The sequence below is a fragment of the Pseudomonas sp. LBUM920 genome, assembly GCF_003852315.1.
GTDB lineage: Bacteria > Pseudomonadota > Gammaproteobacteria > Pseudomonadales > Pseudomonadaceae > Aquipseudomonas.
Genome location: NZ_CP027762.1, coordinates 3,020,771 through 3,047,689, shown reverse-complemented (window position 1 = coordinate 3,047,689; position 26,919 = coordinate 3,020,771). Strand labels below are relative to the sequence as shown.

Genomic DNA, 26,919 nt, shown 5'->3' with positions numbered 1-26,919 from the left:
CATGGGTGTATCCAACCCATACGTAATCATACAAAACGACGAAACTCAGTTCGATCGGCTCTACCGGTTGCAAGGCCTACCTGCACCAAGTCATTTCCTTAAGCCCAATTGTTACAGAGTAACGTGTAGGTCGAATGCTGTCTTTTGCGGCAGGTTGATTGACTACATTGCCGCGCTGAAGGTTGCTAATCTCGCTTCTCGGCCGGTAGTAGGCATTCAAAATTTTGGATCGGCCTTCCAATTTCGTAATTCTACGCTGCGCACTCTCAGGGGAACACCGATGCCGAATTCAGATCTAATAACTTCTCTGCTTTCGAAGCACTACGAAAATCAATTAGCGCTCGAAGCTTCTATCATGGAGCTCTCGAACTGGGTGGAGCAGCGCGGCTCCGCCGAAGTCGCTGAAAACGTACGCGGCGCCCTATACACCCTCGACCACAACCAGAAATTTATAAAGATGACTTTAGCCGTCCTTATGACCCCGGAATGAACGCCTCTCGTCGCCCGAAATCGCGTCGTGCTCAGATCCAGACAACTGTATGAGCATACAGGTATCGGATTGATTCACCATGCACCCTATCGACGAAGACACCTCAACGTGACTCGGCTGCCCTACGCCGCCTGGAAATGTACAAGCATCAGTGCGCCCTGCTCGAGGACGAGCTGAAGGAAACCTTAAAGCGGTTAAGCGGCGCTCGCCGGAATATTGCTGGGCTGGTTCAGATGAGCGACGGACTTGCCACGCGTTTAGCTGAAGCACTGGCATGGCTCAACGTTGCTCGCATCGAAATTGATGATCTCAAAGAACGATGCTCAGAGCCCTCTATCCTCGGCATCAAGCTGGTCACCGAACAGCGCGACTATTTGCTGAGGGAGAATCAGCGTTTGCTGGCCGAACTGAGGGCGCCTCAAGAGCGGCCGGTTCGGGACACTACTTCGAAAGCACTTTGAGGCGCTCCTCAGTTGCGTTGTCGAAGATGAAGTGGAGCTGTTCAATGGTTTCGTCTGCCACCGAGCGCGCCGACTCCAAGCCCGATACGAACCCGTCGGCCCTAGCACCTGCTTTGGCCGCCACAATCAGTGAGCCCGCCCTTGCAATTTGTGCCAACAGCTTATCTGCGTGTCGTTCGATCCTAGCGCTCAGAATTACACCATCCATATCAAATCCTTTGAGAAATACCTAGCATCAGGCGTGTCACCCCAACTCGTCTGCATACGTGGCCTGCGCTTCCTCTACCAGCTCACGCCACTCGCCGCTGTCGATAAGGCCCTTCTCTTGCAGATCATCTGCGAGGGAGAGCCGCGCTTCATAGCGATCCTCTGGAGTGGCTGATATGAAATCAGGATCAGTGCGCAAAGCGAACCACGCCTTTATCGCGTTTATTTACTCTATGTTAATCGTCATGACGAATACTCAAGGCCAGTGTCTACAGTGTAGAGATTGACCAGCGCCCAGCTGCTCAGCAGATCCGACAAGCGGAGAGCATCATGTGCGGGAGACTTGTTCAGTACCGGGGGGCGGGGGAGGCACGGCTTTGTGGCAGGGTTGAACATGCCTAATGCTTTGGTGAACTCTGTCGGTGATTTGCCCCTCGAGCGCTACAACGTAGCACCGACAACCCAAGTCGCCCTGCACCACCTGCAGGGCCATCTGCTGCACGCCGACATGGTGCGCTGGGGATGGCGGCCACACTGGGCCAGGGAAAGGGCCGCACCGATCAATGCGCACATCGAGAAAGTAGCCCATGGATGGTTCTTTCGTGCGATCTGTCCGCATCGGGCAATCACACCCATTGATAGCGGCTGCGCTTGTCGCGATTGCCGACTGCACAGACGCTCCCACCACGCCCGTCGGCGCTTTCCGTCTGATCAGGGACAGCGCTGGCGGCCCAATTCGACCACGCCACACGCACCCAGAATGGATCGCCGAACGGATGGGAAAATCAACCGGCAACATGCTCCTCTAGCATCATGTGGAATGGATTAACGAGGATGGGCCGGACGCGGTGGGCGTGCTACAGCTGGCACTAAAGCTTCCGCCGAAGCCAGTTTTACACTTGACGCCTTAAAGCCCTATGACTGGCGTAAAGGACCACTGCAATGCGGCTTGATAAGGTGCGCAATGGTTCTCGTGTCGAGCGCATCGGCACAAGCCGCGCCCAGGTATCGCCCAGACGAATCGAAAGCGTCCGCTTACTATCTTTGCCAGCAGTGCTGCCAACCACCACCTCACGTATCACGTGTTCACCGACTAAAACTTTAGCGTGTCGAGTTGAAGCCTCCTCAATCAAATGGTCAGCTCCCGGCGCCGCGCCGCAGCTGCGTCCTCGACCGCAATAAACAGCGCCTCGATGGTCGCCGTGGTCAGCGCATGGGCTGCATCCACCCCTTCGACAAAACCTTTAGCGCGCGTCAGTGCCAGCTCCAGGGCGTGCAAATCCCCGGCACGCGCCTGGCGTGACAGGTGGTTTTGCATCTTGGTGCGCAGCCCAGCCGGTAGGCTTATCGTGTCTAACTGCTGGCTGACGTTCATCCCGCCACTCCATACACTTCGGCTAATATTGTGGCCAATTGGCGCAACGGGTACTGAGCTTGAATCAGCTCGCAGCCTGCGCAGTGTCGCACCGGGTCATCAGCATTACTCGGCCATTGCGGGGCCAGGCATAAATGGCAGCGTACCGCTTCTTCGCTCATGATCCATCGCTCATTCCACAGGCCTAAAGCAAAATCAGTACACACGTCGGGCGACAGCGGGCTAGAAGCAGGACACTGAACCTTTATGTATTCATCCATGCGGATTCGAACCCTTTAATGAGACGGTGCTGGAATTCCCGCCCCTGCTCTGGGGATAAGACCTCGCCGGCGATCAAGCCGTCCAAAAAGCCGATCAACTGGTCATACAGACTGGGCGGCGCCCGCTCAGTCAAGGACTGGATACGGAACGCCTCTACGTGGTGACGCACTCTAAATAAGATGTACTCGGGGTCTGCCAGGGTCATGAGGTCGTTGAAAAATTGCTGGACGTTATCGATGGCCAGTGGATGAGTGAGCGGCGCGTACATAATTATTGGTGCCTTTGTAGATGGGCTGCACGTTGAAGCAGTTATGCGGAACTGGTAACGCAGTCTAGGGCTGCCTGGCTGCCGGTGCCAATTAAAAACGTCCCCGTCAAGTCAATACGCCCGGGCCCTTTTTATAAGCGGATTATTGGTCACGCCTAACTGGGAGAATGCCATTCATGGAGAATCCTCCGACACAGCCCTCAGAATATTTGCCAATTCCCGCAACGGATATTGCATATTGCCAATTTCACAACCATCAGAATGGACCATCGGAATTTGAGCATTGCTGGGCAATTGCGAGGCAAGGCAGTAGCTGCACCGCACGGCTTCGTCACTCATAAGCCACTTATCATTCCATAGTCCGAGCGCAAAATCGGCCGTAGCTGTGTCGGCCACTGTCGGCGGTAAATCTCGATTTAGGGTCATACTCCACCTCGCCATGCGCTGGACAGCGTTGCCACTCTCACTCGGGCAACCAGATTCCTTGGGGAAGACTTTGTTATCGTTAAGCCACGTAAAGACCTGGGCACATGCTCGGACGCTTTCTGGATCAAGTCCCCACACATCGGCAACGGCGGAGCGAACATGTCTTCCCGCGTTCCACAAGGTGAACAGAAAACTGGCTACCGTACGGCCCTGCCTGGTGTCCTTCTGAGCGGTTAACAGCAGATGCTCAAGTGCTTTCTGAGTTTCGGAATCGAAAGTAAGTGACACGGCGTAATTTCCTTTTACGTGATCGATGGACTTACGTAGAGCTACTGCGGGTGTAGCGGGTACCTTGCCTGAGGCCGACTTTCCATTCAGCTATCAAGGCTCTACCTTTAACATAGATGATTTCAGCGACTAACGCGATAGGCCTAGGCGATGAGTAGAGCCCACGGCGCTTTTGCTTGTCCGCCAGAAGATAACACAGGTTAACTCGCTGATGGCCACACCATAAACACCGACTTGGAATGCCGCAGCGTGGCTGGTGATAGTATCGGTGGCGTGGATTGTGTGGGCCAAAGCCGACGCTGAGGGGCGCCAACCGATGCTGCTGGCGATTGACGCATGCACTGATAGGGCCTGACAGGAGATGCACACTCGTTGACAGGTGAAGTAAAAAATTCCTACAACTACCAGTCCATGCAATATAACTTGGATACCAGAGATTAAGGTTGACTAGTATTAGTGGGTCAAGGCGTCATAAGCAGTCACCATATTCTGAAATAGCACCCTTTACTACACTGGAAGGTCCTACCTCGCCGTCAGTTGATGCCCTCGCAGATTTCCACCATTCACTTTTCGCGATCCATCCGCCCTTAAATTGGCGTTTTGAGAGCTCTATCGACTCCAAGCGCGCTAAGATGCAACCATAACGGGTCCTTCGATAGAAATTTTTGATTGATCCGTCAGAGATTTAGGTCGATAGATAAATAATACTGGCAGCGTCGCTGGTTTTTTCCTTATGGAGTCACCATGAATCTACGTTCCATTAATATCGCTCCCAGATCCGCTCTCTGCTTCGGCCTAATCACTATGCTTGTAATTGCACTTGGAGCCTTTTCGTACGTACAGCTCGGAAAATTGAGAGGAACAGAGCAGGACATTGAAAATAATTGGCTCGCAAGTATACAGACTGCTGACGATATACAGATTGCACTTTTGAGCGCCCGTTTAGAGAGCATTCGCTTACTAGCCACTTCGAGCTTAGAAGAAAAAGCGACAGCTTCAGAGCATCTCCAGGAAGCGCAGAACATACTTAATAAGCAAACCGAATATTATCGAAACAACTTAATATCCGATGAAGACGAACGAGCGAAATTTAATGAAGCCGCTGCGACGATGGAGAGATATATAGACGGGCTCAAAACCATACTCGAACTAGATGGCACGCAGCATGAGAAAGCCGTTCAATTTGCAAATACTGAACAGCGTGATCGCGCCAACGACTACCAGGCTAAGCTTACAGCATTGAGAGATCACAACGTCAAAGGAGCAGCTACAGCAGGGACTACAGCGACGGCTGTATACTCAAATAGCATTACAATTGTCGACTCGGTAATTGGTGCATCATTAGTTCTTACCATATTTCTTGCAATTGCACTTACTCGAAGCATAGTTCGCCCTATGAACTCCTCTGTAAAGATGGCTGAAGAGATAGCAGCAGGCGACCTTAGGCTTGCTCTGGAGGTAAGCGGAAATGATGAGTCCGCAAGGTTAATGCGAGCGCTCAATACAATGCAAGGCAACTTGCGTGATACCATCAGCGAGATATCTGAGGCTGCCATGCAGCTTAGCACTGCCGCAGTTGAGATGAGCTCGATAACAGAAGGCGCCAGCTTCACCCTTCAGCAGCAAAATAGTGAAATCGAACAGGCTGCAACTGCGGTGACCGAGATGAGTGCCGCGGTTGATGAGGTTGCTCGCAACGCTATTTCCACATCAGAATCAGCTCGTGAATCCAATAAAGCTGCAGCGGTAGGAAACAATAAAGTTGGTGAAACACTCAAAGCAATGCGCAGCTTAACGGACAGGATTGAGATTACGTCCGAACAAGTACAACTGCTAGCTGGACAAACGCAAGAAATAAGTACAGTTTTAAGTGTAATTCGGGCAATCGCGGAGCAAACTAATCTCCTAGCGCTAAACGCTGCTATTGAAGCGGCTAGAGCAGGTGAACAAGGAAGAGGCTTCGCAGTAGTTGCGGATGAAGTTAGAGCTCTTGCTCATCGAACCCAAACTGCAACTCAAGAAATCGAACAAATGATTTCAAGCATTCAGGCAGGTAGTGCGCAAGCTGTAGAATCGATGATTAGTAGCACCCATGAGGCGCATAGCACTAGGCAAACGGCTGATGAGGCTGGTCAGTCGCTCAAGGCTATTACATCAGCTGTTCAGCTGATCGATGATCGGAATCAGCAGATAGCGACTGCATCAGAGGAGCAGGCTCATGTAGCAAGAGAGGTAGATAGAGCCCTCGTAAGTATTCGAGAACTCAGCGTTCAAAGTAGCGAAGGAACCCATCAGACTCTTCTAGCAAGTAACGAGCTTTCGAGACTTGCAATATCACTTAATCAGATGGTCGGTCGTTTCAGAATTTAAATACCAAACCTGCCGTCAGCCCTGCCATTTAATTAATCAGCTATCGCCCTGAGATATGCCTGACACGCGCGCAGCGCTATCAATCCGTTATCTCCATCGTCGGTGATGGCGATAATTCGCTGCGCATGCGCTGGGTCAAGTTGGGCTCGACGGGCTGCATGAACCACGCTGACGGTGCCGGCGGCGGCATGCACGTTGCAGCCATTGGCGGGATCGTCGGCAAGGAGGACTGACAGCCGCACATCAGCAGTGGCAAGGCGGTCGCGCAGAAGAGCCTGGTTGCGTTGAGCATCGGATAGTTCTCGAGTGTGTAGTTGGTCCTGGGCCGCGAGCTCTTTCTCGATGGCCAAGCGTTTGTCCTGTTCGGTGCGGGCCTGGGCCGCTGCGGCATTGCTGATCGCGGCCAAATCATCCTTGTGCAGGCCGGCCTGCTCGGAGAGCTTCTCTCCCATGCGCCAGTTCTGCACCTGCCAGGTCACGCCCGCGGCGACGGCCATCAGCACCAGGATCAGCAGCACCAAACTCGCCAGTTTCTGCACCGGCGTCATGCCAGCACCCGCCGCACGCCTTCCGCCAACACAGCATCGGGATATGCATACCCGGCGTTTTCATGGTGGATGATCGCCTTGACGAATCCGGACATCACCGACGGCTGCGAAAGGTCCACCTCGGCGCCAGGGCGGGTGCCGGTGTTCGCCTCGACGGCACGCACGTAGGCTGCGGTGTCGTTCTCTACAGCCGGCGCCCAGCGACTGATGATCGCATTGACCGTCTTCAGTCCATGCTTTCGCTGGTAGGTGAGCAGCACCTTGCCCAAGGCTCGGATACCGTTCTCAGGCGTATCGAAGCGGGCGAACCGCTTCTCAACCGAGGGATCGGGCTTGAACTGGCCTTGCCACTGGTTGGCTGGGTTGTAGTCGATGTTGCCGGGGTTGCGGTTGCGAACGCCGCGGGTTTCAATGATCGGCATAGCTTTTCTCCAGGCGAAAAAAAACCGCTCATGGCGGTATCGGTATGCTTGATTGCGTCAGGTGCTCTCCGACCCTGCCGCTTTAACAGACGAACTTTGCGCCTGTATCATTGCGAGCAATGAGCGCTCAGCTACGCTCAATTTTTTCTAAGGATTTTCAAGCCATGGGTATTACCTCGTTTTTGTATGGATTGATCCGATTCCAGTCGGTGTTTAAGGGATTAGACCTCGAGACGGAAAATTTCCATCGCGAAGAATTCGAGGCGCACATCTATAAAAATGTCAGACCCCTCCCTAGCCTGAAACGTGAACTGGACGGCAGCTACGCAGACAAATCCGTGCAAGCCTCATGGCTCAACTGGTTGGATGCTGCGAATCAGATGGACAGCATGATTTAGATCACTTGGCCGGCCCGGTCCATCGGGTCTCAGTGATGGTCATAGCTTTTCTCCAGGCGAAAAAAACCCGCTCAAGGCGGTATCGGTGTGCTTCTTTGTGGTGACCTCTGCTTAAGCCTGTGCAGCCTTCAACGCGGCGAGCTCTGCGCGCAATTCTTTGACGGCTCCCATCAAGTCCGTGATCAGCGCCATCGGTTCGAGTTGCTGAACGCGGGGTTGGCCATCGTCGCCAAGCCCATCTTTTTCGCCGGTAACGGCAAGCGGGTTGACCGCCTGTGCCTCGTGCGCGATCAGCCCTTGGTAAACGACGTCATCTCCTTTGAACACATCACCGAAATTTTTACGCTGGTAGGTGACGATCCGGTAAGCATCTACACGGTCCAGGTAGGATGTCTTCGGCGCGTCCTTGATGTATTTCTTGAAGCGGTAGTCAGAGCCAAACAATGTCATGGTGCCCACGTACGTTGCGCCGATGTACACGTCAACGTTTGAGCCAGTCCAGTTGATGTTATAAGAGTTCGCCGTGTAAGCCCCGCTTACGCCAGTGCGGCAACGAATTCCACGAACCGGAAGCTCTACCGAGACCTCGTTCGATACAGCCAATGTACCTACTGCCACACCCGATGCGGATACGGTGGTGACTTTCAAGATCCCATCATATGAATAGGTCATGGCTGGGCCACCGGCGGTATTGCCAGCATTTACCGAGCGCCAAGAGAAACCACCGTCACCATTACCTTTGTTTACGATGAAGTGCCCCTCCCCCAGCCCGGCAGCATTCCAGCCCATATACAAACCCTGGATGTTGTACCGGCCTGATGCCTCCCGGACGCCTACCTCAGCGAATATAGCGCGGCCATCAGTCACGCCAGTGCCACCCTTAGCAATTGGTAAGGCGGACGGGAGAGTTCCAGTCGCTCCGCCGAGGGCGGCATAGAGCTCCGTAGACATGACGTTCATTTTAGCGGCGGCGCTCCGGGTGGTATCACCACCGGCGCCTGTAGGCGCTGTACCTAAGTTGATTTCCTGTCTTGCCATAACAAACTCCAAGTAACATATTCATCGTTAATCAAGAAAAGGGTTTTGCGAAAACCATCGGTAGATATTGCGCTGACGGTAAATCAACACCTACCGCTTGTAAAAGCATTCTATTGTTTGGGAAATCCCAATAAGCATACATATTACCTTGTCTAGATACCAAACCCGGCATGTCAAAGGCAATATTATTGATCAATATATAATCACCGTTGGATAATGGAAATCCACCAGTAGGCGTCCACATTAAATTGGTTAAACCTTGTGAAGTTTGAGTTGCCCCTAGATATGTCCAGTTGTTCACGGTCCCTGTGAATTGGGCACAAGGTGTTCCATTATCAAAGATAAGGGTGTTATTAGCATCCCATAAGCGCAAACCATATGTGGCAGTTGGTGTTGACCTAAATACAGCAGAAAACCACTTACCTGTCGCACCAACAAGCGATGTTGAAAAAGATACAGCGGTCCAATTACCCGGTGTTCCAATCACTTGACAGTAGTATAGATTGCAAGCAGTATTTGACCTTACAAATACCAGCGGTGGCTCTATAGTTGTAACCGCTGTCTTGAAAAAGATTGGCGTATTCTGACTGCTATTTGTTGTCCATGTTCCAGACTCTACAATTACAAGTCTGGAAAATTCAGAGTCCAGAGTCACAACATCCTTGTTGTTTACAAAAGTTAGACCGAATGACATTATTTATACCTCATAACTAGAAGTCTTTGAGGTATTGTTCCAATAGGTGAACCAGCAGCGCCTCCCGGCGCACCAAAGTAAACCCTTACATAACCCGGCGGACCCGGATAAATAATAGGTGTATATGTAATAGGTGTGCGTTGACCACTAACTTCATATGGTGCTATAGGAACACAAACAGCGGAATACGTAGTAGGATTAACATCTGGATATCCGGGAACTGACAAATCAATAAATCTACCTCCACCTGGGGAAGTCTGAACAATTTGTGAATATACAATCCTTACTGTAAATGAATTCTCATCCAGCTGCATGGCGCCATTGGCGCCCCAAATTCTCATGCCAACACTCATTCGCTTAGATCCCCAATTTGGACCCGCTTGACGCCTTCATTGTCCCAAAACCGTAATGATCTATTTGTCATCATTGATCTTCCCTGTCCTGGAACAACCCCATTGATTTCAAACGTGCCATCAAAGAACAGCTTCCAACCAGCCTTACCTGGGTCGTAGTTATTGGACTGGATGTAGTTGCCGATCTTGGCGTTGGTGATCGTCCCGTCCTGGATGAAAGCCGACTTAATGAACGTCTGCCCACCCTGTACCGCAAAGGGCACGATGCCGGCTTGCCCGATGGCGAACCGGTCGGCGTCGATGATGAACTGCGACTGCAGGCCGCCTGGCCCGTTCTCCAGGCCCAGCCCAATCCCGGCGTACTTGTAGACGCCCGTGGCGGTTTCGTACTGCAGCCGCACAGTCCAGTTAAGTGTCAGCTTCTTGTTCACGTCCTGGATAGCCGTCGCGTTCGTCTGGATAGCTGCGGTGTTACCGTCGAGGGTCGTTTTCACAGTTTCGATGCTGGACGCGAGCACGCCCTCGCCGCTGATCCTTGCGGTTTGCTCGGCGGCGACTGCCGCGGCGGTCGCCGCCACCTTCACCTCGACGGCCTCGGTCTTCTGCCCCTGGACAAGATCCCCCTCGATCAATGCTGACTGAGTGGACCAGACCCCAACATAGGCTGCTTCGGAACCCATCAGCGCGCTATCGTCGCCCTGCAGCGGCGGATTGACCTGTAAATAGATGCCATCTACGCGTTCAGCGGTGGTTTTGACCTTGCCGTCGAGCGTGGTAACCGATGCCTTCAACGTGCTCAGGCCCGACGCCGTGGCAACCACGCCGGTGACTGGATCGTTGACTGTCGTCCTCACCGCATTCAACTGCGACGCCTGGGCGCTGATGTCCTGGCCGTGCTGATTAATCGTCGCCGAGTTCTGCTGAACCTGCGTCACCAGGGCGTTTACCGTCTGCGTTACCGTGCCGATATCGGTCCAGTAGGTTGCGTTCGGCGGCGGGTTGTTTGCCGGTACCGGGCCGTTTGCCTGATACAGGTGCTGCCCCATTCGCACAATGTCGTTCAAGGCGTAGGCCTTGCTGGGAACGTACTCAAGGGCGTCGACGATCTGGTCAATCAGGCCTTCCAGCTCCTTCTTGGCCGTGTTAATGCGGCTGTTCACCGAACCCGTGCCATTGCCGTCGACAAGGTTGATACGGTCGTTGAGCGTCTTCCCAAGCGACGTTTCGTTGATCTGGCCCTTGATCTGTTCAAGGATCGGCCCAGCGTCCGAACTGGCCTGGCCCATCACACCATTCACCACCGGGTAGAACGGACCGATATTTCCGGTGCGGTCCACCAGGCGCGCCCAGAAGAACAGCGTTGCGCCTGCCAGCAGCTGCTGCATGCGGTAGTCAGCCTGCGGATACGCCAGGTCGGCCAGCTTGGTAGCCGCCGCCAGGTTGTTCGCCGGGCCATACCACAGCTCGGTGCGCTGGGTGTCTTCTGCACCGGGTGGGAAGCCCCACTTGATGCTGATGCCAAATAGTTCGCTGGTGGTGCGCAGGAACGACACCGCCGGCGGCAGGCCGGTTTTGCCTTGCAGGTTGGTGAGGTTCGAACTCTTCCAGACTGAGGATATTTCAAAGGCGCTCACCGAGCGCACGCGGGCCAGGTAGGCGCCCGAGTAAATGCCGGTGACGTCGACGCTAGTCGAACCAGTACGCTGCACCCTGATCCAGTTGCCGCTGTCCTTGCGCCACTCCACGTCGTACGCGACGGCGCCGGTGACGGCTGGCCACGAGATGTTCATGGTGCTGATGGCAATGCCTTGATTCACTGCGTAGCTCGACGTCAGCGAGACGCTGGCCGGTGCTGGAACCACCGTGATTGGGATAACGCTGATAGGACGCTCTTCCAGGCGCGCGCCGGTGTCGATGTGCGCAAACTTGCTCGGGTCGTACTGCACGGCCGAGATCTCGAACACGCCAGGCTCTGGCCGGGCCACGCTCACGACCCGATACAGCGGGATCGCCAAGTCATCGGCATCCAGCGCCCACACCAGTTCAGCTTCGGGCGTCACGGAATAAGCCACAGTAACCGTGACCTGCCGGCCACTGACCAGTTGCACGGTGCGCCCCTCGCACTTGCCGTCGGGCAGGTTGAGGATAAGGCGGTCGCCGGGCTTGGCCTGGGTGTCACGGTCCAGCGTTATGGCCTTGCCGTTCACCGCCGAGATACGCCCGCCCACTGGCCGACCGGCCAGCAGTTCGTCCGCGATCGGGATCACGTAGCCAGGCAACGGAATGCGCCCGTCGAGGCCGACCTTGAAGGTAACCGCCCGATCCTTGGAGTTTGTGAGCAGCGCCCACTTGCCACGGCGCTGAGCCTCCGATTCACGGGTGCAGCCAATCGCACTGATCTCCAGCGGGTTGTCGCCGTAGCGCCGCTGCAGCTTCTGGTCGGTCACTGCAGTGACGTCTGTGTCGTAGTTGTTCAGCGGGTTGTCGTAGCTGACCAGCGCCCGGGTATAGCGGGTGCGCTCCGACGCGCTGGAGTAGGTGAACTTGCCATCGAGCACGTTTGCGCGGGTGTAAGCGAAGTCGAAGTCCGTGGCTCGCGGCATATCCGACAGGGTGAATACCTGGCCCTGAGCCCAGTAGGTCATCCCTCGGTAGATCGCCGAGATATCGCGCAGCAGAGACCAGGCATCAGCCTTGCTCTGCAGGTTCAAGTTGCAGATAAAGCGCGGCTCTTGGCCACCCTTCCCGTCCGGCACCAACTGATCGCAGTACTGCGAGATCCGGTAAAGCTCCCACTTGTCGACCATCCAAGGCTTGATGCGGCGACCCAAGCCGAAGCGGTCGTTCGTGGTGATGCCGAATGTCGCCCAAGTCGGATTGTTGGTGTAGGCCTCCTTGAAGGTACCGTCCCACACGCCGCCGTATGTGCGCGATGCCGGGTCATAGTTGCTCGGTACTGACCATTTTCGAGCCTTGCAGCCCACGGTCACCGCCGGGATGCTGCGGAACTGCTCTGCCGAGAACTCGATGTAGAGAAGCGCGGTATTCGGGTAGCGAATTTTCGCGTCGATCACCTCAGTGAAGCCGGCGATCTGCATCGTGTCCGAGATTTTGTTGTTGTTCTGGTTGATAGTCAGACGGGTGATGCGCATCAGCCAACCGGTAGCTGCCTTGGGCAAATCAACGCGACGAGTACGCTCATAGGTGGTGGTGGTCTTACCGTCGACAGCCTCACTCAGCACCTGCTTGTAAGCGCCGCCATCGGTGGCCAACTCGACCTTGTACTCAATTCGGTAGCCGTTGATGTTGTTGTCCGCATCGACGGATTGCAGTGCTGGCCATGCAAATCGAACGCGCACAGCGGAAAGCTGAGTATTGCTGATCGCCCTAACCCACGGCGTGCCGCTACGCAGCTCCGTGCTGATGGTGGTCTCGTTCTCAACGGACGGAATGCCCTGGATATAGGTCTGGTCGACCGCGCCAGTACGCCATTCCCACTTGACGTTCGGGAAGTTCATGTTCCCCTGAGGGTCTTGCAGTGGGGTGTTATCGAGATAGATATCCTTGGCGGTTGGCGTACCTTCGAACTCACCCTCGCCCACGGCGATCAGCATCTTGGCGAGGGCGACAGAACGCAGGCTGTCCGGGGCTTCCGTTGGCGTTTTTGCTTTCTCTTCGCCGCCCTTGGCGCCGTGGATATCAAATTTGCGTGCTGCGCCCATGCTTTTCTCCAGGCAATAAAAAACCGGCTCGCGGCCGGCTGCTGTGTTGGGGGTCGTCGTTACATCTGGTCTTCGGCGTAGATGGCGGCACTAATGATTGCCCCACCCCAGCGGCGCTCGCCGATGCAGAGTGGTACTGGGTTACCGGATGCCGTGGTGTTCTTGGCGCTGCCGAAGGCGTAGCCGGGAGTGTTCTCGGGCGCGGCGCTGGTCTTGAGGCCGCCGGCCTGGGGACTGAGCATTTGGATTACGCCGCCCAGCACCATCGAGCCGCCCATCATGATCAGCGCGGAACCGAATGGTGCCCCCGCGCCGAATGTGCCGCCGGTGATGACGAGGCCGACAACGATCAGCACTGCCCCGACAATGGTTTGCAGTGCGCCGCCGCGCTTACTGCCGGTTATCACCGGGGCAATGCGAATATCACCCTCGCCCGAGAATTCAAGCTCCTTCTCCGCTAGGTTTGTCTTGCCGCGAAATACGGCGAACTCAACCCCATGGGACTTGGCGCTGGAAAGGAATCGCTCGAACCCTGGAATCTGCACGCACAGAGCCTTAACTGCTTCTGCCGGCGTCCTTACGGCCATCCGAAAGGACTTACCAAATTGACGAAGCTGTCCGTAGAGCAGGATTGTGGTCATAGGCTGATAATTCACGGAAAGTGCCGCCATATGCTTTTCTCCAGGTGATGAAAAGGCCCGCCGAAGCGAGCCTTGAATTTGATGTACTCAGTAGGTGCTAGTTTAAATACCGTCAGTCTCATATTGGAGATCCAATCACTAACAAACAAATGTCGCTTTGTCTCAGAAGCCGCGATTTTTGGCCGTTTTAAAGCTGCTCTCCGAGACACCCAAATGGCAGCCTAACCGTACTGCTCGTTCGCTAAGCAACCTGGGTCGCAAACCTGCCCACCGCGTCGACCACTCGCTTTGCGCCATCCTGAATTTCGACAATGACCTGACCCGCCTGGGTGGCGAGCTCAAGGCCCTGTTCGGCTTGTGATTTGCTATTTGCCATTTCAGTGACGGTCTCATCTACGAGCTTCTGATTCTGTAAAACTACCGATGCGATTTCTTCTGTCGCCGTGCTGGTCCGCCCAGCCAATTGTCGAACCTCGTCAGCCACAACCGCAAAGCCTCGACCCTGCTCACCTGCACGAGCAGCTTCAATCGCAGCGTTTAAAGCCAGAAGATTGGTTTGCTGAGCGATGCTGCTAATCGTCTGAATAATCGAGCTGATTAACAATGACTGCTTGCCCAGCGCTTCTACTCCCCCAGAGGCTGCCTGCATGTCAACGGCGATTTTACGCATTGTGTGCATAGTGTCGTTTACCACGACAGCTCCTCGCTGTGCGCTGACATCAGTTTGCTGAGATATCTCAAATGCTGTCTGGGCTGCCCCGCTGACTTCCTGCTCACGGGCCACCTGATCCGTCACCACAGTCGCAAACTTTACCACCTTACAAAGTTTACCTTCGGTGTCGTAAACCGGGTTGTAGGTTGCTTCCAGCCACACCGTTTGGCCGCGGCTGTCTAAGCGCTCGAATCGGCCGGCTACAAACTCACCTTTATTCAACACCGCCCAGAAATCCTTGTATTCTTGGGATGAAACTTGCTCGGGTTTACAGAAAACGCGGTGATGGCTCCCTTTTGCTTGCGCTATGCTGTAACCCATAGCTTGTAAAAATTGATCATTTGCCGTCAGTACATGTCCAGAGAGATCGAACTCGATCACCGCCGTTGAGCGCAATAAAGCCTCAATGAAGGACGCATTTTCCGAAGCTTTTTCAACTCGTTGCGTAATGTCCGTCGCATAGCAAGTGACATGACTCAAGTCTCCGCCTACATTCATGATCGGCTGCCAATGTGCATGAATCCATACCAATGAACCATCAGCGTGCAGGTACCTGTAATCGTCGGTGATAGACCTGCCAGCAGCAACTGCAGCTCTAAAGTCATGAAAACACGCCAACTTTGAGACGTACTGAGGAACAATCTCGGCCATAGCACGGCCTAAAAGCCGATCAGGGGCGTATCCCAGCGCATTTCCGAAATTTTGGTTGCATGCCGTAATTTTAAACGTCGGATCGATACTCAGCGTTAGCATTTCACGGTCCAACCCGTCGCGCAGCTGCCGCAGCTGCATCAGCTCCTCAGCCTGAGATTGAAGCTGTTTCTTAAGAGTAGTATTGAACATATAAGATTGCCTCTTGAGTCATACCAATCTTATCGGCATGTCAGGGCACAAGTTGAGGACATCCGAAGGAAAGGCGGTTTCTTTATTCAAAGCGTAGTTGATCATGATCTCATGCACTCAGAAGCTGCAGACGTCGATCTCACAGTTGCTAATGGAGCTCTTGCTGGCCTCGAGCTAACCTGTGCCTGAGGATCAGGCGTGTTCTGTTATGCCATGGGCCACCAAAAACAATCATTTCGGACGGCCGGCCATAAAGGTGATGCAGGAGAAAAGGCCCGGGACCATAGGTGCCTGACTCCTCACCGGGCAGCACCGGATCAGTCCCCAGGTAAATCCCGGCGTGGTTCGGGTGAAACGTCCGGCCGACATGCATGACAATCAGATCCCCGCGCTGCGGCCGGTCAACGAGAACAAAGCCGGCCGCCTCGTAATGCTGCTCGTACAGGCTGGAGTTGTTCGCACTCTCCCACCAACCATCAGTGCGCTGGAAGGCCTCGAACTCAATCCCCCATTCGCGCTTATACCAATCTGCGCAGACTTGCCAGCAGTCCCATGCACCGTGTACGAACGGGCGCTTGAGCAGTGGCGTGCTGCCCGTTGGCGTAGTCGTGCGCATGTCGCCCTCGGGCCAGGACAAAATGTGCCAGGGCAAGGCGGTGGCCTCGCACATGGCCAGATCGTGCGGTGAAGGCCGGCTGGTGGCGTCCGGGTGCGAGTGGACAATGCCGATAACCTCGCCCTTGTCTTCCGCCGCGGCGTAGTCCTCGGGATCCAGCCGAAACTCTTCGTTCGGCTCCGTGGCGATGTTCCGGCACGGGAAGTACTTTTGCGCCCGGCCGACGGCCAGCAATAGGCCGCAGCACTCTTTCGGGTATTGCGCCGCTGCGTGCGCCTGAATGGCCGCGATGATGTGCTTGCGCATGGTCAGCTCCGGGCAATGAGGGATACAGCGGGGAATCCGCCGAATGACAGTTCATTGTTCTCGCCGAATCGCAACTTGCAGGACGACAGGCAGCCCTTGCACTGATCCTTGGCCGGATCATCCGTGGGGTTATCCTCGTCGTCGAACATGGCCGCGCCGGTGTAGCCGCAGTCAGGCCCACGGTAACCATTGGTCATGGCCCAGTGGCAGAACGTCGTCATTTGTCTGCCGGGCAGTCCGTGGTTATCGATCTCGCTCGGGGACGAAAGCTCCCAGACTACAGCCTCTCCGTCCTCGCTGGTTTTCTGGTCGATGTACCAGATCTCCAGCGCTTCCTGTGTCGGGTCAGCAGTAGGGTTGCCTTCGGGGAAGTTGGCTGCGTCCAGGTACTTGGCCAGGGTCTCGCGGACCGTCAACTTGAATTTCAGCATGTCCTCGAAGGCCAGGCACAGCGCCGTCACGCGACCGTTGACGTTGCCAGCGGCGAATGTCGGCCGGGTGGCCGTGCCGTCGCTACTTGAGCCAATGCCTTCTATCTGCACCGGCCAGGCCGCGTACTCGGCACCCTGCCACCAAATCGACTTTGCCGGCAGATCAGCTTCCGATCCCTCGTATGCCAATAGTTCGTCCGGTGTGTGCGGGATGGCATGCCCGTGGAAGCGCAGGTAATCGGCGCCGTACTCGGTCCCGTCAATTTCGAATAGGCGAATTTCGCCGCCGGGCTCCAGTTTCTGGATGTCCGTGATCAGTGCCATGGGCCGTTATCTCAGGGGTGAAAGGTTTGCTGGAAGGTGGCGGTGATGGCGTAGACCTGGCCGCCACGGTGAACAGGCTTGTAGCCGTTGCACTTGTAGAGCCCAAGCACGCCGAGTGGTGGCGTCCAGAGAAACGCCTTTGCCCCTTTGTGCTTGTCGAGGAACTTCCTGATCTCCAGGATTCGCGCGGCCATACCGGTAAACGTCACCGGCCAGGATTCCGACTGATTGTTCAGTCCGTCCTCGACCGACTGCTCATAGCCATCGCCGAACTTTTTGGTCCGGACGCGCTGGGTAATCTCCCCTTCCGCGCCCTTCTCCGTTGCCCATGTAAATCGTTCGATTGCCATCAGCGCCCCTTGATTGCTTTGTTGATGACGCCACCCTGGCCCATGTCCTTGTTGCGCATCTGCTGGTACTTCTGCTCCACAAAAGCCGCCAGCTCCTTGCCGAACAGGTCGTAGCCAGGCGCGTCGGCGGAGGATGATGCGTTGCCGTCTCCGTCGATATGCACCTCAACGTTGATCTGCGTTGCACCCGCCCCGCCGCCGCCCATCGCCATAACACCAAGCTTGCCGCTGGATGTGCGAGTCAGTGGCATGATCGCCTCTGCTCCAGCCTCCCCCATAACGCCGGTTTTGCCGTTGGCCATGCCGAAAACTGTGGGTTTGCTGACGACCGAGTTGGTGAAAGCGCCGCCGTCGGCGAACATCTGCACACCACCCGACCAGGCGCCACCTAAGGCTTGCGGGAAGTACGAACCGGAATAGCCGCCAGCCGAGGCCCCAAGGTTTGAAGATGCGGCACCAGCAGACCCGGCCGCCAGTCCGTTGCCGCCGGCCGCGCTACCACCGAGGTAACTCGCTGCCGAGCCCACCAGGCTGCCCAGCAATGCTGAACTCGCCTGGCGTGTTGCAATGCGAGCCATATCAGCGAGAACCGACTTCGTGAAGTCAGCGAACGAGAACTTACCTGTCGTGGCGAAGTTGACGACCGCGTCTTCCATGGAGCTGAAGGCGTTGCCGAACAGGTTTTTCGTCTGCCCGGCGACGTTTCGTGCCGAATCCAAGTAGTTGTCCCACGCCGCTGTTGCGCCCTTGGTCCAATCACCCTGCGCATTTTCCACATCCGCGTAGTTTTGCCGAATCTGGTCAGTGGCAGCCTTATTCGCGTCGGCGAGCGCCTGCGACTTACGCTTGAACTCTTCCTCTGACATGTTTCGAGACGGGTCAGACTTCTGGTTGGCAAGCTCGAGCGACTGCTGAGCAAACCGATCCTGTTGGTTGTTCAATTCGCCGCTGAGTGCGTTCTGGCGGTCACCCTGGCCTACGCCAGTCACGGCGCGCTGCCCGGCAAGCTCTAGGGCTCGTTGTTGCTGCCCCAGTGCCTGCACGTAGGTGCCGATAGCGCGCTCTTGCTTCGCCAGGCGCCCGGTCTCGTTGGTCGCCAGCACTTCAAGCTGGCTATCAGCGTCCTTCTGTGCCCTGACCATTCCCGCGCGCGCGTCAGCGATCTTCTGGTCGAGCTGAATGCTCTGCGCGGACGACGTGGTCTTCTTGCCTTTGGCGACCTCCAACGCAGCAATCTCGGCCTCATACGCCGCCTTGGTTTGGTCGAGCTGATTGCCGATCAGCGCCCGGCGCCGCAGCAGATAGTCTTCCTCGGACAGCAAGCCAGCCTTTTGGGCCGCATCCAGTTCCTTCTGGTAATTTTTGTAGGTGTCGGTGATCGCCGCCAGTTCGTTCTTGGCGTCGTTGAAACTGGTTAAGTCGACTTGGGAACCGGCGGCCTTCGGGTCTTTGAACTTGTCGTTGATATTGGCGATGTTTTTGTCGACCGTTGCCTGATTGAGCCGGGAATCTTTCGGGTCGACCTTGCGGATATCCTCCAGCCATTTCTTGTACTCCTTTACCGCCTCGACGCGCTTTTGCTCGTTTGTCCATGAAGACTTTGTGAGTGCATCGATCTTGCCCATGGACGACACTGCATCGCCCTGCGCCTTCGCCTGTTCGCCCTCCCACTTAGCGATATCGGCCTGAGCGGCCTTCTCGTCCTCAAGCATGTTCAGGCGGTTTTGTCTGAACTCGACCATCTCTTTTTTGTTTTGGAACAGTCCGATATTGCCGTTCTGGGCATCAGTCAGATCGCGGCGAGCCTGCTCAATATCTGCGTCAATATCAGGACGACCAATGTTCTTTATGCCGTCAGCGGCACGAGCTACTGCGTTGTACGCCTTCTCCCAAAGACTGAGGTTTGCCAGAATCTTCGGAGTGCGCTCATTGATCGCATCAGCGTAGGCATCGGTCGCGAGCTTTACGGCGCCGGCGTGGTCGCCTTGCTTTTCAAGGGCCACGATTTGCGAGTAAACCGAGGCAGTCAGGTAGTGGTACTGCTCGTTTAGCGCGGCAGACGCCTTGACCGGATCGTCAGCCAGCTTGGAAAACTCGGCGACCGTCTCGCTCACGGCCTTGCCGGTCGCTTCCTGCATCGACACGGCGGCCTGAGTGATCTCGGTAAAGCTCGCACCTGCGATCTTCCCGTTGTCAGCCAGCAGGGCCAGGACAGAGGCTGCTTGCCCCGTAGAGCCGACAGTAGCGCTGACCTGGCGCGCCATATCGCCGAGCTGTCCGGCACTCACGCCTGCATAGTTGCCGGTGAGGATCAGCGACCTGTTGTATTTATCGGTTTCGGCTCTGCCCTGAACAAATCCATAAGCCAGCGCGCCGACCGCTGCTACAGCAAGCCCAATAGGCGCGGCCATGGCTGCGATCCGAACCGCCGAACCGCCGGCATTGGTCCCCAGCTCCAGAACGTTGTGCGCTGCAACACGGATGTTGCCTTCAGCCAGAGCGTTTCCCAGCTGAACCACGTTCTGCCTGGCGGCCTTGGTGTTCAGTCCGAGGCCGGCAAACGCCGAACTCGTCTTGTCGATCTCGGCATACTTGCCATCGATCTTCTTTAGGGCCTGGTTGTATTGCTCTTGGTTGATACGACCCGCATCCAGGTGCTTACCCAGCTGCTCAACCTGGGTATCCAGCTTTGCCAATGCGGCGCGGGCCGGGTCTATCGCACCCAGCAGGCTGTTCAGGGCCTTCTGTTCGTCCATCGCTGACTTGGCCAAGGCGATTTGCTGCTTATCGAGCTGCGCCGAGATCTTCGCCGCCTCGGCCTCGCCATAGGCGCCGGTCTTGGTCAGCTTGGTGAGCGCATCACGCTGCTTTGCCAGGTCCTGCGTAGTCTTGGCACTGGTGGAAAGTGATTTCTCCAGCGCCTGCATTTCATTCATCAGGCTGACGGCGGATTGCTCGGCCCGGCCGCCGGCCTTCGCCATCTCATCCAGGCTGGTTTTCGCCTGGATTGCATCGGCCGAGTCGATCTTGACGCCGAGTTCTGCAATGTTCATCGACTCACCTTGAATAAGTGCCCGTGCTCACGGGCTGTTTTCCCTTTCCTCCGCCATGACGCGCAGGGCTTCGCCTTCCAGCACCTGAAGGTCAGGGAAGATTTCAGCGAGTTTCTTTTTCTTGATTCCGAGGAACCCGGCCACGTCGCGGATGCAGTTGTAATCGAGGCCAATCGCGCCGCCGGCGCCCGCCCGCCACTGAGTCGACATCCTGTTGAACAGGTAGAACGCCGGCCAGTTGCAGGGCCAGACCTCGGTTACCTCTTCGAGGTCGCCCGGGGCAAGCCCGAACAAGCCCATCAACTCAGCAGGTGCCGCCGGCGCGTAGAGTGCGCGAGCGGCGTCCGTCAGTTTCCCAAGCGGGACTGATTGAATGCGCTCTGATAGGCATTCACGACCGCCTCAGCGGCGCCCTGGCAGGACGTTACCAACGCCCGAATGCTCTTGTCGTCGAACTTATCATCGAACCCCCAGCCGACCACCAGGTCCTTGATCTGCTGCGACTGCTGCTCAGTGTCAGCAGCAACGATTTCGGAAAGCGTTGGGCTTTCGCCCAGGGCGGTCCGAGCTTCATCGCGCTTCAGGTTCCACTCATCAAACAGAGCGGCAAGCCCCGGGCGATCCCGATACTTGAAGGTGAACTCTACTTTCTCGGGCTCACCCCCAACGATCGGGATTGACACGAAGGCCTTGAACGTCGGGTTTTGGGCGATTCTGATCTTTGCCATGGGTTACGCCACCGCAGTCAGGTAACGGGTGGGTTCACCCTGCAGCGCCAGGTTGACGGTGCGGGTCAGCAAGTTGCTGCGGGACACGGTCGGCTGGTTGGAGAAAGAGGTGAAGGCACCGTAGAACAGCGTGTCGTTGCCCGGCAGGTTCAGGCGCGCGGCCTGAATGGTCTGGCTGGCATCCGCTGCACGCAGGATGGCGTTGAACGCCTGGCCCGGGTCATCCGCAATGGTCAGCGCCAAGCTGGCCGCCGCCTTGTCAGTCGGCATCTGGCGGCCCTGTTTGTCTTCCAGAAACACCACATCCAGGTAGTTCTGGGTGCCGCCGGCGAAAGCCACGTCAGTGATTTGCGGAATCTGCACCCAGGTCAGCACCTTCTTTAGCGAGCCGATGCCGGAGCCGGCCGGGTAGACCTGCACGTCGGTGGTATCGATGCCTTCGAGGGTGATGGCGGTGGCAGTGGCCGCCTTCACGCGTACAACCCGGTTGCCCAGGCGAGTCCAGCCGGATGTGACGATCACGATGTCGCCAGCCGACAGTGTGCCGCCAGTCACAGTGGCCACGGCCTCAGCCGCGTTGCTCAGTGCCGAAAACGGGATGTCCGGGCCATAGGTGGCACCGTGCTGGAAGGTGCCGCCGTCCGGAATTTTGTAGCCCATGGGTATTTCCTCTTTGCAGATATGAAAAAACCCGCTCAATGGCGGGTTCGTGGGTTTGCCCAGTGGGCGGGATCAGTTCGTGTCGGCTCGGTACAAGAACGAGACCGGAACGGTGTAGGTGGAATCGCCGGTGATGCCGGGGCCTGGGTCGACCGGCGACATGGTCACCACGGTGACCGAGCCCTTCGTCTCCCTGGCGTGTAGCGGGAACAGATCGGTCAGTTCAGCCGCTATAGGGTTCGTCTTGGTCTTACCGGTGCCCGCCGGCGCGATGATGCTGACTTGGAACACGCCTGTGAAGAGCCTGTGATCACCGCCAAGCGTGTTGCTCGCGGTGTCGCCCGGGATAGTGAAGGCTCGCAGGTAGGTCTCGCCCGCCGTCGGCGTGTAGGCCGTGTTCTCGAAAACGATTTTCAGCTTCTCCGACCTGGCAGCGTTCCAGGCGATCAGCTTGGCCTCGTAGATTGAGGCGATGATTGCGTGTGACATCAGGTCACCTCGTAGACAAGCGAAGGCGATACGCCACGCAAGCTTTGCTCTCGACCGCAGAGGGCACACTGGTGCAGGTACTGCGCAGGAAGCGACAGCATTACCGGGGCGTTTTCGACTTGCACCAGCCTTCCGCCGCAATCGCAAAGCTTGTAGCGCATCACCGGGCGAACCAGCACGTCTTCGAACTTCATACCTGGTTGTTCCTGATGGCCTCCAGCACTATCTGCTGAAAGCGAGCCACGGTTACCCGGACCATGCCGCCGGGGGCCTGGGTGGAATGGCCGAACTCCAGCGGAATCGCGTAGGGCAAATTGTTTACGATGAAAGCCGTTTCGCCGGCCTTAAACTCAATGGCGCCCGCCACAAGCCGCGCAGTCGCCTCAGCCCCTGTCGGGTCCGGGTGAATGCGGAAGCTGTTGTCGACAGAGCCAATAGAGAAATTCCAGTTCGCCCGGAAGCGGCCGCCGACATAGTCCTTACCGGCGACCAGGCCATTCACGTTGAAATTCTGGTCGCGCTCAGTCTTTGTCAGCGGCTTGGCGTATTTCACGCCGCGCTTGAGGTTACCCGCCTTCGTGAAGTTCGATTCGTTCAGGTTAATGAGCGTGTTGCGGACGGCGACTTTGGAGTCGTAGTCATCGGCAGCGCGGGAGTTGGCCTCGCGATGAGCAACGTTGGCGGCCCATATTTCAGGGTTGCCCACCGGCGACATACGAATGATGCTGCTACCAATCTCGATGATGATCTCGCGCAGGCTCGCGTCGATTGCTTCACTGGTCTGGGCGGCGAACTCGGCCAGGCTCAGTGCGAAACTGCCGGACTGCCCGGCACCTGCCCGGCTCACGAACGCACCTGCAGCTCATACAAGATCGGCGTTCCGGCGGGGTTTACCTCTTTCAGCGGCGGGACGATTGCCCAAGTGCGGCCCTGAGCGACGACCTTGTCGAGCAAACCCGGCACCCAGGCCAATCCTTGCGCGGCGATCTTGAGCTTCTTGTCGCCCTGCCGGATGAGGCTGTTGTTTTGGAACTCTTGGCCGGTGAAATCGAGCAGGATGCCTTGGGCGGCTTGCTCGATGGTTACGCCTGGCGCTTCGCCGGCCGTCTCCGGGTCGTACTCAGCAGGCTCCGTCTTGCTGATGGTCACAGGCTGGCCGAACTCTGTGATCATATCCAGAGCCATCACGGCCATTTCGTCGTAAAAGGCCATGGTGGCTCCAGATGTGAAAAGCCCAGCACTATGGCTGGGCTAAGGATGGAATCAGTTCTCTTCCCAGAGTTGGTCTAGCTTCACGCGGCGGCGAATCAACATTGCATTTGCGTAGTGCACCGCCTCATCGGCAAGCTCATCGTTGTCAGCCGGACCTCTTGAAGCAATAGCGGTAATAGCTGCCGCTGCATAAAAGTCCCAGGCCTCAATTTCTTTTTCTGTAACGCTTTTCTGGTCAGCCATTTCAGAGCTCCATTAATGAGCCCTAACGCTAACATCATGCACGTATAGCGAACAGCCCGCGCTTTTGTAGGTAGTCGGCAAACTGGGTTGCACTCGGCCGATCAGGCGCTGCTGGCAGCAGCCGGTTACTGGTGGATGGGATCGCCGCGTATTGCCGCGTCACAGCCCCCTCAACACGATCCAGCAGCACCGCGCCTTTGCGTTTTTCCACCGGGTCGATATCGTCCTGATGGATTTCGGCGGCCAAGGCCATCTGCCCGTACTGGATCCGCGCCGGAAGGTAGTTGTTCGGCTTGATCTCGTGATCCAGCAGTACTTCCCGGCGCGGCCAGGATAGGGCCTGCTCGCTGTTCGTCTTGCGGCCCTTCCAGGTCATGCCATCCATCGCCAAGGCGGCCCGACGCAGCAGCGCTTCCTGCGCAGGAGCGTCGGCAGGGATGACCACACCGAACTTACCGGCGTACATGACCAGGTCCGCAGCACTCGCGTAGCTTTCGGCGTCAGGAAGCCCTTGTCCGGTCTCGATCATGAGTGTCATGCGTCAACTCGCTGGAATGGTTTGTAAATTGGCCGCCGGGTGACCGACAGCCAGCAGTATTACTCCTTGGGCAACTCAGCGACGAGCTTTTCCAGGGATTCTTTGGAGGCGTTGGCCCGATACTGAATCTTGGCTTCGTCGAGCTTTGCTTTCAGCGCCGCGACTTCACCGGTCTCATCAGCCGGCGGCGTGAGGGCAGACTTCTTCAGCGCTTCAACCTCTCCGCGAAGTGCGTCGACAGTCAAGGCCAGACCGTCACGTTCAGTGGTCAACTCACCTACCGAAGCATGGATGTTGCCCAGCACGTCAAACAAGCGCAACGCCAGTTCGCCGGACTCTGGACGGTGAATCTCGCCAGCTTCCAGACCGTCAACAAGGATCTGGATCGATCCATGCTCAGCACGCAAAGCCGCGATCACCTTTTCCAGTTCGGCTTGGTTGCCCGCACCAACAACCTGCGCCCGCTTGGCTTCCTTCACCGACACATCGATGCCGGCTGCTTCGTACGCATTGACCACGCTCGGCCAATCGCCAATCACCAGCACGCTGGTCACACCAGCTTCGGGCTTATCGAAGTGTTCCGGATTGCGGTAACGCTTCTCCGGATCGAAGCCGTTCAGCTGGTTGCTGTAAGTCAGTTCCATGTGTTTCTCCAAGGCGGCCATCGCTGACCGCACGTTGAGTTTGAGGCTTAGCCGCCAGTGACAGGAGGCGTTGCAGTGAGCGTGATCATCACACCGGCGGTAACCTTGTTGCTGCCCGCATGTTTAACCCAGTTGGCAGCGGAGCCAACGGCAGCCAGGGTTGGGTTGGAACCGCCAGTGGTGGCTTTCCAGCTGTAACCCAGCACATCGATGTTCACGGTACCTTCAGCGCGGTAGCCGATGCTCAAGTTCTCTTCGTCGTTCACTTCGTAGGAACGGAAGCCCGGGGCCTGCGACTCGGTGATGGTTACGGCGTTTGGCAGCAGGCCGAAGATCACATCCGCCGGCGCGGTGTCGGTCACCAGTACGGGCTTGCCCAGAGTGCCCGGCAGGCCGCCGTAGATCACAACGCCAGCTTCTTCGTAGATCTTGTTGGTGATGGCTTCGTCGACGATGTCGAAGTAGGCGCTGGAGTGCATGACCCACAGAGCAATACGGCCGAACTTGTCGCCGAACTTGCGCATACCGCGAGTCAGCGTCTTCTTGCCATCGGTTTCGATGTTGGCCGAAACCACCATGTCAGCGTTGGAGCCGATGGCGGCACGCAGGCCAGCAGTTGCGTACTGGATGAAGCCTTCCAGGGTCGCATCAGCGACGTCGGCGCCGACGATCTGGGAGAACTCCTCGACCGGACGACCGCGGCGCTTGAATGCCTCTTCGGTGGTCTGGTAGGGGCCGTACTTCCAGGGAGCTTTGACGCCGACAGCTTCGCCGGCGCTGATCTTCTTGGCAGTTACCTTGCCGTCGGAGTTAACGTCGCGGTGTTCCAGGGAGCCGTTCAGCTTGTAGAGCGCGCGCTTGCGGAAGTCGCCTTCGATCAGCTCGTTGTCCAGCACCATCGCGCCGTTGGACGATGCGTTGAACACGTCCAGGTTGTCCTGGACACGCTCCAGGTATGCGGTTTGCGCCTCATCGTTGTAGATGATCAGGTCGCTGTTAACGGTTGTAGCCATGGGTCAATCCCCTTACTTGGGCAATGCGAGATATGCGGTTTGGCCGTGCTTGCGCTGAAAGTCGCGCTTCTGCTCGGAGGTCATTTCGGAGCGCTTGAATGCAGCCTTGCCGCCACCCCCGCCCGGGGCAAATGTCCCTGAAGCCCTTGGCCACAGATGAGGTGCGCTTTCGCGCAGAGATTCCGCCCATTCGAGGGGAGTCAAAGGGGTTTTGCCGTCTTTACCGAGGATGACCTGGCCGGATTCATCAACGGCGACTGCATCGCCATCTTCGTTAAGGGTGAACACGCCTTTGGCGCGCAGGATGATGTCGTCGGTTGCTTCTGGCAGAGCGCCGGCCTTCAGTGCCGCACCGCGTACCGAGTCACCCAGAACCTTGCCCTGGAACTTGGCAGCGAAGGATTCGGCCTTCTCGGCGCGCTCGCTGATGGTCTTCAACTGCTTGTCGTAGTCGCTACGCAGGCGCTCGGTGCGGCGGTTGAATACCTCGTCCACCTTGCCCTCGGTCAGCAGCTTGGTTTCTTCGTCCTGCCCGGCGCGACTGAGCAGGCCTTTGACGGCGTCGATATCGATGCCTTCAAACTGGGTTTCGAACTGGGTCAGCTTGCCGGAGGTTTCCTTCAGCTTGCCCAGCAGTTCCGAGTTCTTGGTTTTTAAGCCAGAAACGGATGCTTCAACGGCAGTCGCGATAGCGGCCTTGATTGCCGGATTTTCCAGGTCGATTTCGTTTTCTTCTGCCACTTTAATGCACCCCTTGGGTATGTATTGCCCGAATTTCAGGCGTAAAAAAACCCA

General features: G+C 56.7%; 29 protein-coding genes and 5 pseudogenes. 6 read left to right on the top strand and 28 right to left on the bottom strand.

Annotated elements, in window-relative coordinates:
- Positions 1-280 precede the first annotated feature (280 nt).
- The 3 genes and pseudogenes from C4J83_RS14250 to C4J83_RS14230 form a co-directional block, all read left to right on the top strand.
- Positions 281-490 (top strand): hypothetical protein, encoded by a 210-nt coding sequence (locus tag C4J83_RS14250; protein ID WP_124418868.1) that lies wholly within the window; start codon positions 281-283, stop codon positions 488-490.
- A gap of 137 nt (positions 491-627) precedes the next feature.
- Positions 628-951: a hypothetical protein gene (locus C4J83_RS14245; RefSeq protein WP_164487935.1), complete on the top strand. Its 324-nt coding sequence runs from the start codon at positions 628-630 to the stop codon at positions 949-951.
- 537 nt (positions 952-1,488) lie between these two features.
- A pseudogene (locus C4J83_RS14230) lies at positions 1,489-1,801 on the top strand (SOS response-associated peptidase family protein); the annotation flags it as partial.
- On the opposite strand, the pseudogene C4J83_RS30720 reads toward C4J83_RS14230, so the two are convergent.
- From C4J83_RS30720 to C4J83_RS14205, 4 genes and pseudogenes are all read right to left on the bottom strand, one after another.
- Positions 1,799-1,913 (bottom strand): annotated as a pseudogene (locus tag C4J83_RS30720) (MFS transporter); the annotation flags it as partial. The pseudogenes C4J83_RS14230 and C4J83_RS30720 overlap by 3 nt on opposite strands.
- Before the next feature lie 374 nt (positions 1,914-2,287).
- Positions 2,288-2,533, bottom strand: coding sequence for a hypothetical protein (locus tag C4J83_RS14215; protein ID WP_124417382.1), 246 nt, complete (start codon positions 2,531-2,533; stop codon positions 2,288-2,290).
- Positions 2,534-2,777: 244 nt separating this feature from the next.
- A complete protein-coding gene (locus C4J83_RS14210) occupies positions 2,778-3,062 on the bottom strand; it encodes a hypothetical protein (protein ID WP_124417381.1) in 285 nt (94 codons plus the stop codon).
- Positions 3,063-3,236: 174 nt separating this feature from the next.
- Positions 3,237-3,776, bottom strand: a complete 540-nt coding sequence (locus C4J83_RS14205) for a DUF7673 family protein (RefSeq protein ID WP_124417380.1) — start codon at positions 3,774-3,776, stop codon at positions 3,237-3,239.
- 744 nt (positions 3,777-4,520) lie between these two features.
- Here C4J83_RS14205 and C4J83_RS31275 point away from each other — a divergent pair.
- Together C4J83_RS31275 and C4J83_RS31270 are read left to right on the top strand one after the other, a co-directional pair.
- A pseudogene (locus tag C4J83_RS31275) lies at positions 4,521-5,243 on the top strand (MCP four helix bundle domain-containing protein); the annotation flags it as partial.
- A gap of 21 nt (positions 5,244-5,264) precedes the next feature.
- Complete coding sequence (locus C4J83_RS31270) at positions 5,265-6,146, top strand: methyl-accepting chemotaxis protein (protein WP_491630700.1); 882 nt, start codon at positions 5,265-5,267, stop codon at positions 6,144-6,146.
- Positions 6,147-6,178: 32 nt separating this feature from the next.
- Here C4J83_RS31270 and C4J83_RS14195 read toward each other — a convergent pair whose 3' ends face one another.
- Together C4J83_RS14195 and C4J83_RS14190 are read right to left on the bottom strand one after the other, a co-directional pair.
- Positions 6,179-6,694: a lysis system spanin subunit gene (locus C4J83_RS14195; protein WP_124417378.1), complete on the bottom strand. Its 516-nt coding sequence runs from the start codon at positions 6,692-6,694 to the stop codon at positions 6,179-6,181.
- Positions 6,691-7,116, bottom strand: coding sequence for a structural protein (locus C4J83_RS14190; RefSeq protein WP_124417377.1), 426 nt, complete (start codon positions 7,114-7,116; stop codon positions 6,691-6,693). The genes C4J83_RS14195 and C4J83_RS14190 overlap by 4 nt, the downstream gene beginning before the upstream one ends.
- Before the next feature lie 164 nt (positions 7,117-7,280).
- Between C4J83_RS14190 and C4J83_RS14185 the strand changes: the two genes are divergently transcribed.
- A complete protein-coding gene (locus tag C4J83_RS14185; protein WP_124417376.1) occupies positions 7,281-7,514 on the top strand; it encodes a hypothetical protein in 234 nt (77 codons plus the stop codon).
- Between the two features lie 111 nt (positions 7,515-7,625).
- On the opposite strand, the gene C4J83_RS14180 is transcribed toward C4J83_RS14185, so the two are convergent.
- From C4J83_RS14180 to C4J83_RS14075, 22 genes and pseudogenes are all read right to left on the bottom strand, one after another.
- Positions 7,626-8,552, bottom strand: coding sequence for a tail fiber domain-containing protein (locus C4J83_RS14180; protein WP_124417375.1), 927 nt, complete (start codon positions 8,550-8,552; stop codon positions 7,626-7,628).
- A gap of 31 nt (positions 8,553-8,583) precedes the next feature.
- A complete protein-coding gene (locus C4J83_RS14175) occupies positions 8,584-9,246 on the bottom strand; it encodes a hypothetical protein (protein ID WP_124417374.1) in 663 nt (220 codons plus the stop codon).
- Between the two features lie 349 nt (positions 9,247-9,595).
- The gene (locus C4J83_RS14165) at positions 9,596-13,321 is read right to left on the bottom strand and encodes a TipJ family phage tail tip protein (protein ID WP_124417372.1); all 3,726 of its coding nucleotides are present in this window, start codon (positions 13,319-13,321) and stop codon (positions 9,596-9,598) included.
- Between the two features lie 59 nt (positions 13,322-13,380).
- Positions 13,381-13,992: a tail assembly protein gene (locus tag C4J83_RS14160; protein WP_124417371.1), complete on the bottom strand. Its 612-nt coding sequence runs from the start codon at positions 13,990-13,992 to the stop codon at positions 13,381-13,383.
- Between the two features lie 211 nt (positions 13,993-14,203).
- Positions 14,204-14,638, bottom strand: a pseudogene (locus C4J83_RS31145) (methyl-accepting chemotaxis protein); the annotation flags it as partial.
- A 150-nt stretch (positions 14,639-14,788) separates the two neighbouring features.
- Positions 14,789-15,427, bottom strand: a pseudogene (locus tag C4J83_RS31140) (PAS domain-containing protein); the annotation flags it as partial.
- 238 nt (positions 15,428-15,665) lie between these two features.
- Positions 15,666-16,439 (bottom strand): C40 family peptidase, encoded by a 774-nt coding sequence (locus tag C4J83_RS14150; RefSeq protein ID WP_124417369.1) that lies wholly within the window; start codon positions 16,437-16,439, stop codon positions 15,666-15,668.
- 2 nt (positions 16,440-16,441) lie between these two features.
- Positions 16,442-17,194, bottom strand: a complete 753-nt coding sequence (locus tag C4J83_RS14145) for a phage minor tail protein L (protein WP_124417368.1) — start codon at positions 17,192-17,194, stop codon at positions 16,442-16,444.
- An 11-nt stretch (positions 17,195-17,205) separates the two neighbouring features.
- The gene (locus tag C4J83_RS14140; RefSeq protein ID WP_106578040.1) at positions 17,206-17,544 is read right to left on the bottom strand and encodes a phage tail protein; all 339 of its coding nucleotides are present in this window, start codon (positions 17,542-17,544) and stop codon (positions 17,206-17,208) included.
- A complete protein-coding gene (locus tag C4J83_RS14135) occupies positions 17,544-20,597 on the bottom strand; it encodes a phage tail tape measure protein (protein WP_124417367.1) in 3,054 nt (1,017 codons plus the stop codon). The genes C4J83_RS14140 and C4J83_RS14135 overlap by 1 nt, the downstream gene beginning before the upstream one ends.
- Positions 20,598-20,624: 27 nt before the next feature.
- Positions 20,625-20,897: a DUF1799 domain-containing protein gene (locus tag C4J83_RS14130; protein ID WP_124417366.1), complete on the bottom strand. Its 273-nt coding sequence runs from the start codon at positions 20,895-20,897 to the stop codon at positions 20,625-20,627.
- A 47-nt stretch (positions 20,898-20,944) separates the two neighbouring features.
- On the bottom strand, positions 20,945-21,325 hold the full coding sequence (locus tag C4J83_RS14125; protein ID WP_124417365.1) for a phage tail assembly chaperone: 381 nt from the start codon (positions 21,323-21,325) through the stop codon (positions 20,945-20,947).
- A gap of 3 nt (positions 21,326-21,328) precedes the next feature.
- On the bottom strand, positions 21,329-21,985 hold the full coding sequence (locus C4J83_RS14120; protein WP_010211415.1) for a phage tail protein: 657 nt from the start codon (positions 21,983-21,985) through the stop codon (positions 21,329-21,331).
- 72 nt (positions 21,986-22,057) lie between these two features.
- Positions 22,058-22,474, bottom strand: coding sequence for a phage tail terminator-like protein (locus tag C4J83_RS14115; protein WP_124417364.1), 417 nt, complete (start codon positions 22,472-22,474; stop codon positions 22,058-22,060).
- Positions 22,474-22,668, bottom strand: a complete 195-nt coding sequence (locus C4J83_RS14110) for a hypothetical protein (RefSeq protein ID WP_124417363.1) — start codon at positions 22,666-22,668, stop codon at positions 22,474-22,476. The genes C4J83_RS14115 and C4J83_RS14110 overlap by 1 nt, the downstream gene beginning before the upstream one ends.
- The gene (locus C4J83_RS14105) at positions 22,665-23,321 is read right to left on the bottom strand and encodes a hypothetical protein (protein WP_124417362.1); all 657 of its coding nucleotides are present in this window, start codon (positions 23,319-23,321) and stop codon (positions 22,665-22,667) included. The genes C4J83_RS14110 and C4J83_RS14105 overlap by 4 nt, the downstream gene beginning before the upstream one ends.
- Positions 23,318-23,686 (bottom strand): hypothetical protein, encoded by a 369-nt coding sequence (locus C4J83_RS14100; protein WP_124417361.1) that lies wholly within the window; start codon positions 23,684-23,686, stop codon positions 23,318-23,320. Before C4J83_RS14100 ends, C4J83_RS14105 begins: the two co-directional genes overlap by 4 nt.
- A gap of 51 nt (positions 23,687-23,737) precedes the next feature.
- The gene (locus tag C4J83_RS14095) at positions 23,738-23,929 is read right to left on the bottom strand and encodes a hypothetical protein (RefSeq protein ID WP_124417360.1); all 192 of its coding nucleotides are present in this window, start codon (positions 23,927-23,929) and stop codon (positions 23,738-23,740) included.
- A 34-nt stretch (positions 23,930-23,963) separates the two neighbouring features.
- On the bottom strand, positions 23,964-24,467 hold the full coding sequence (locus tag C4J83_RS14090) for a DnaT-like ssDNA-binding protein (RefSeq protein WP_124417359.1): 504 nt from the start codon (positions 24,465-24,467) through the stop codon (positions 23,964-23,966).
- 59 nt (positions 24,468-24,526) lie between these two features.
- Positions 24,527-25,111, bottom strand: coding sequence for a hypothetical protein (locus C4J83_RS14085; RefSeq protein ID WP_164487934.1), 585 nt, complete (start codon positions 25,109-25,111; stop codon positions 24,527-24,529).
- A 47-nt stretch (positions 25,112-25,158) separates the two neighbouring features.
- A complete protein-coding gene (locus tag C4J83_RS14080; RefSeq protein ID WP_042572010.1) occupies positions 25,159-26,124 on the bottom strand; it encodes a major capsid protein in 966 nt (321 codons plus the stop codon).
- A gap of 12 nt (positions 26,125-26,136) precedes the next feature.
- Positions 26,137-26,865, bottom strand: a complete 729-nt coding sequence (locus C4J83_RS14075) for a hypothetical protein (protein WP_106578028.1) — start codon at positions 26,863-26,865, stop codon at positions 26,137-26,139.
- Between the last annotated feature and the right edge of the window lie 54 nt (positions 26,866-26,919).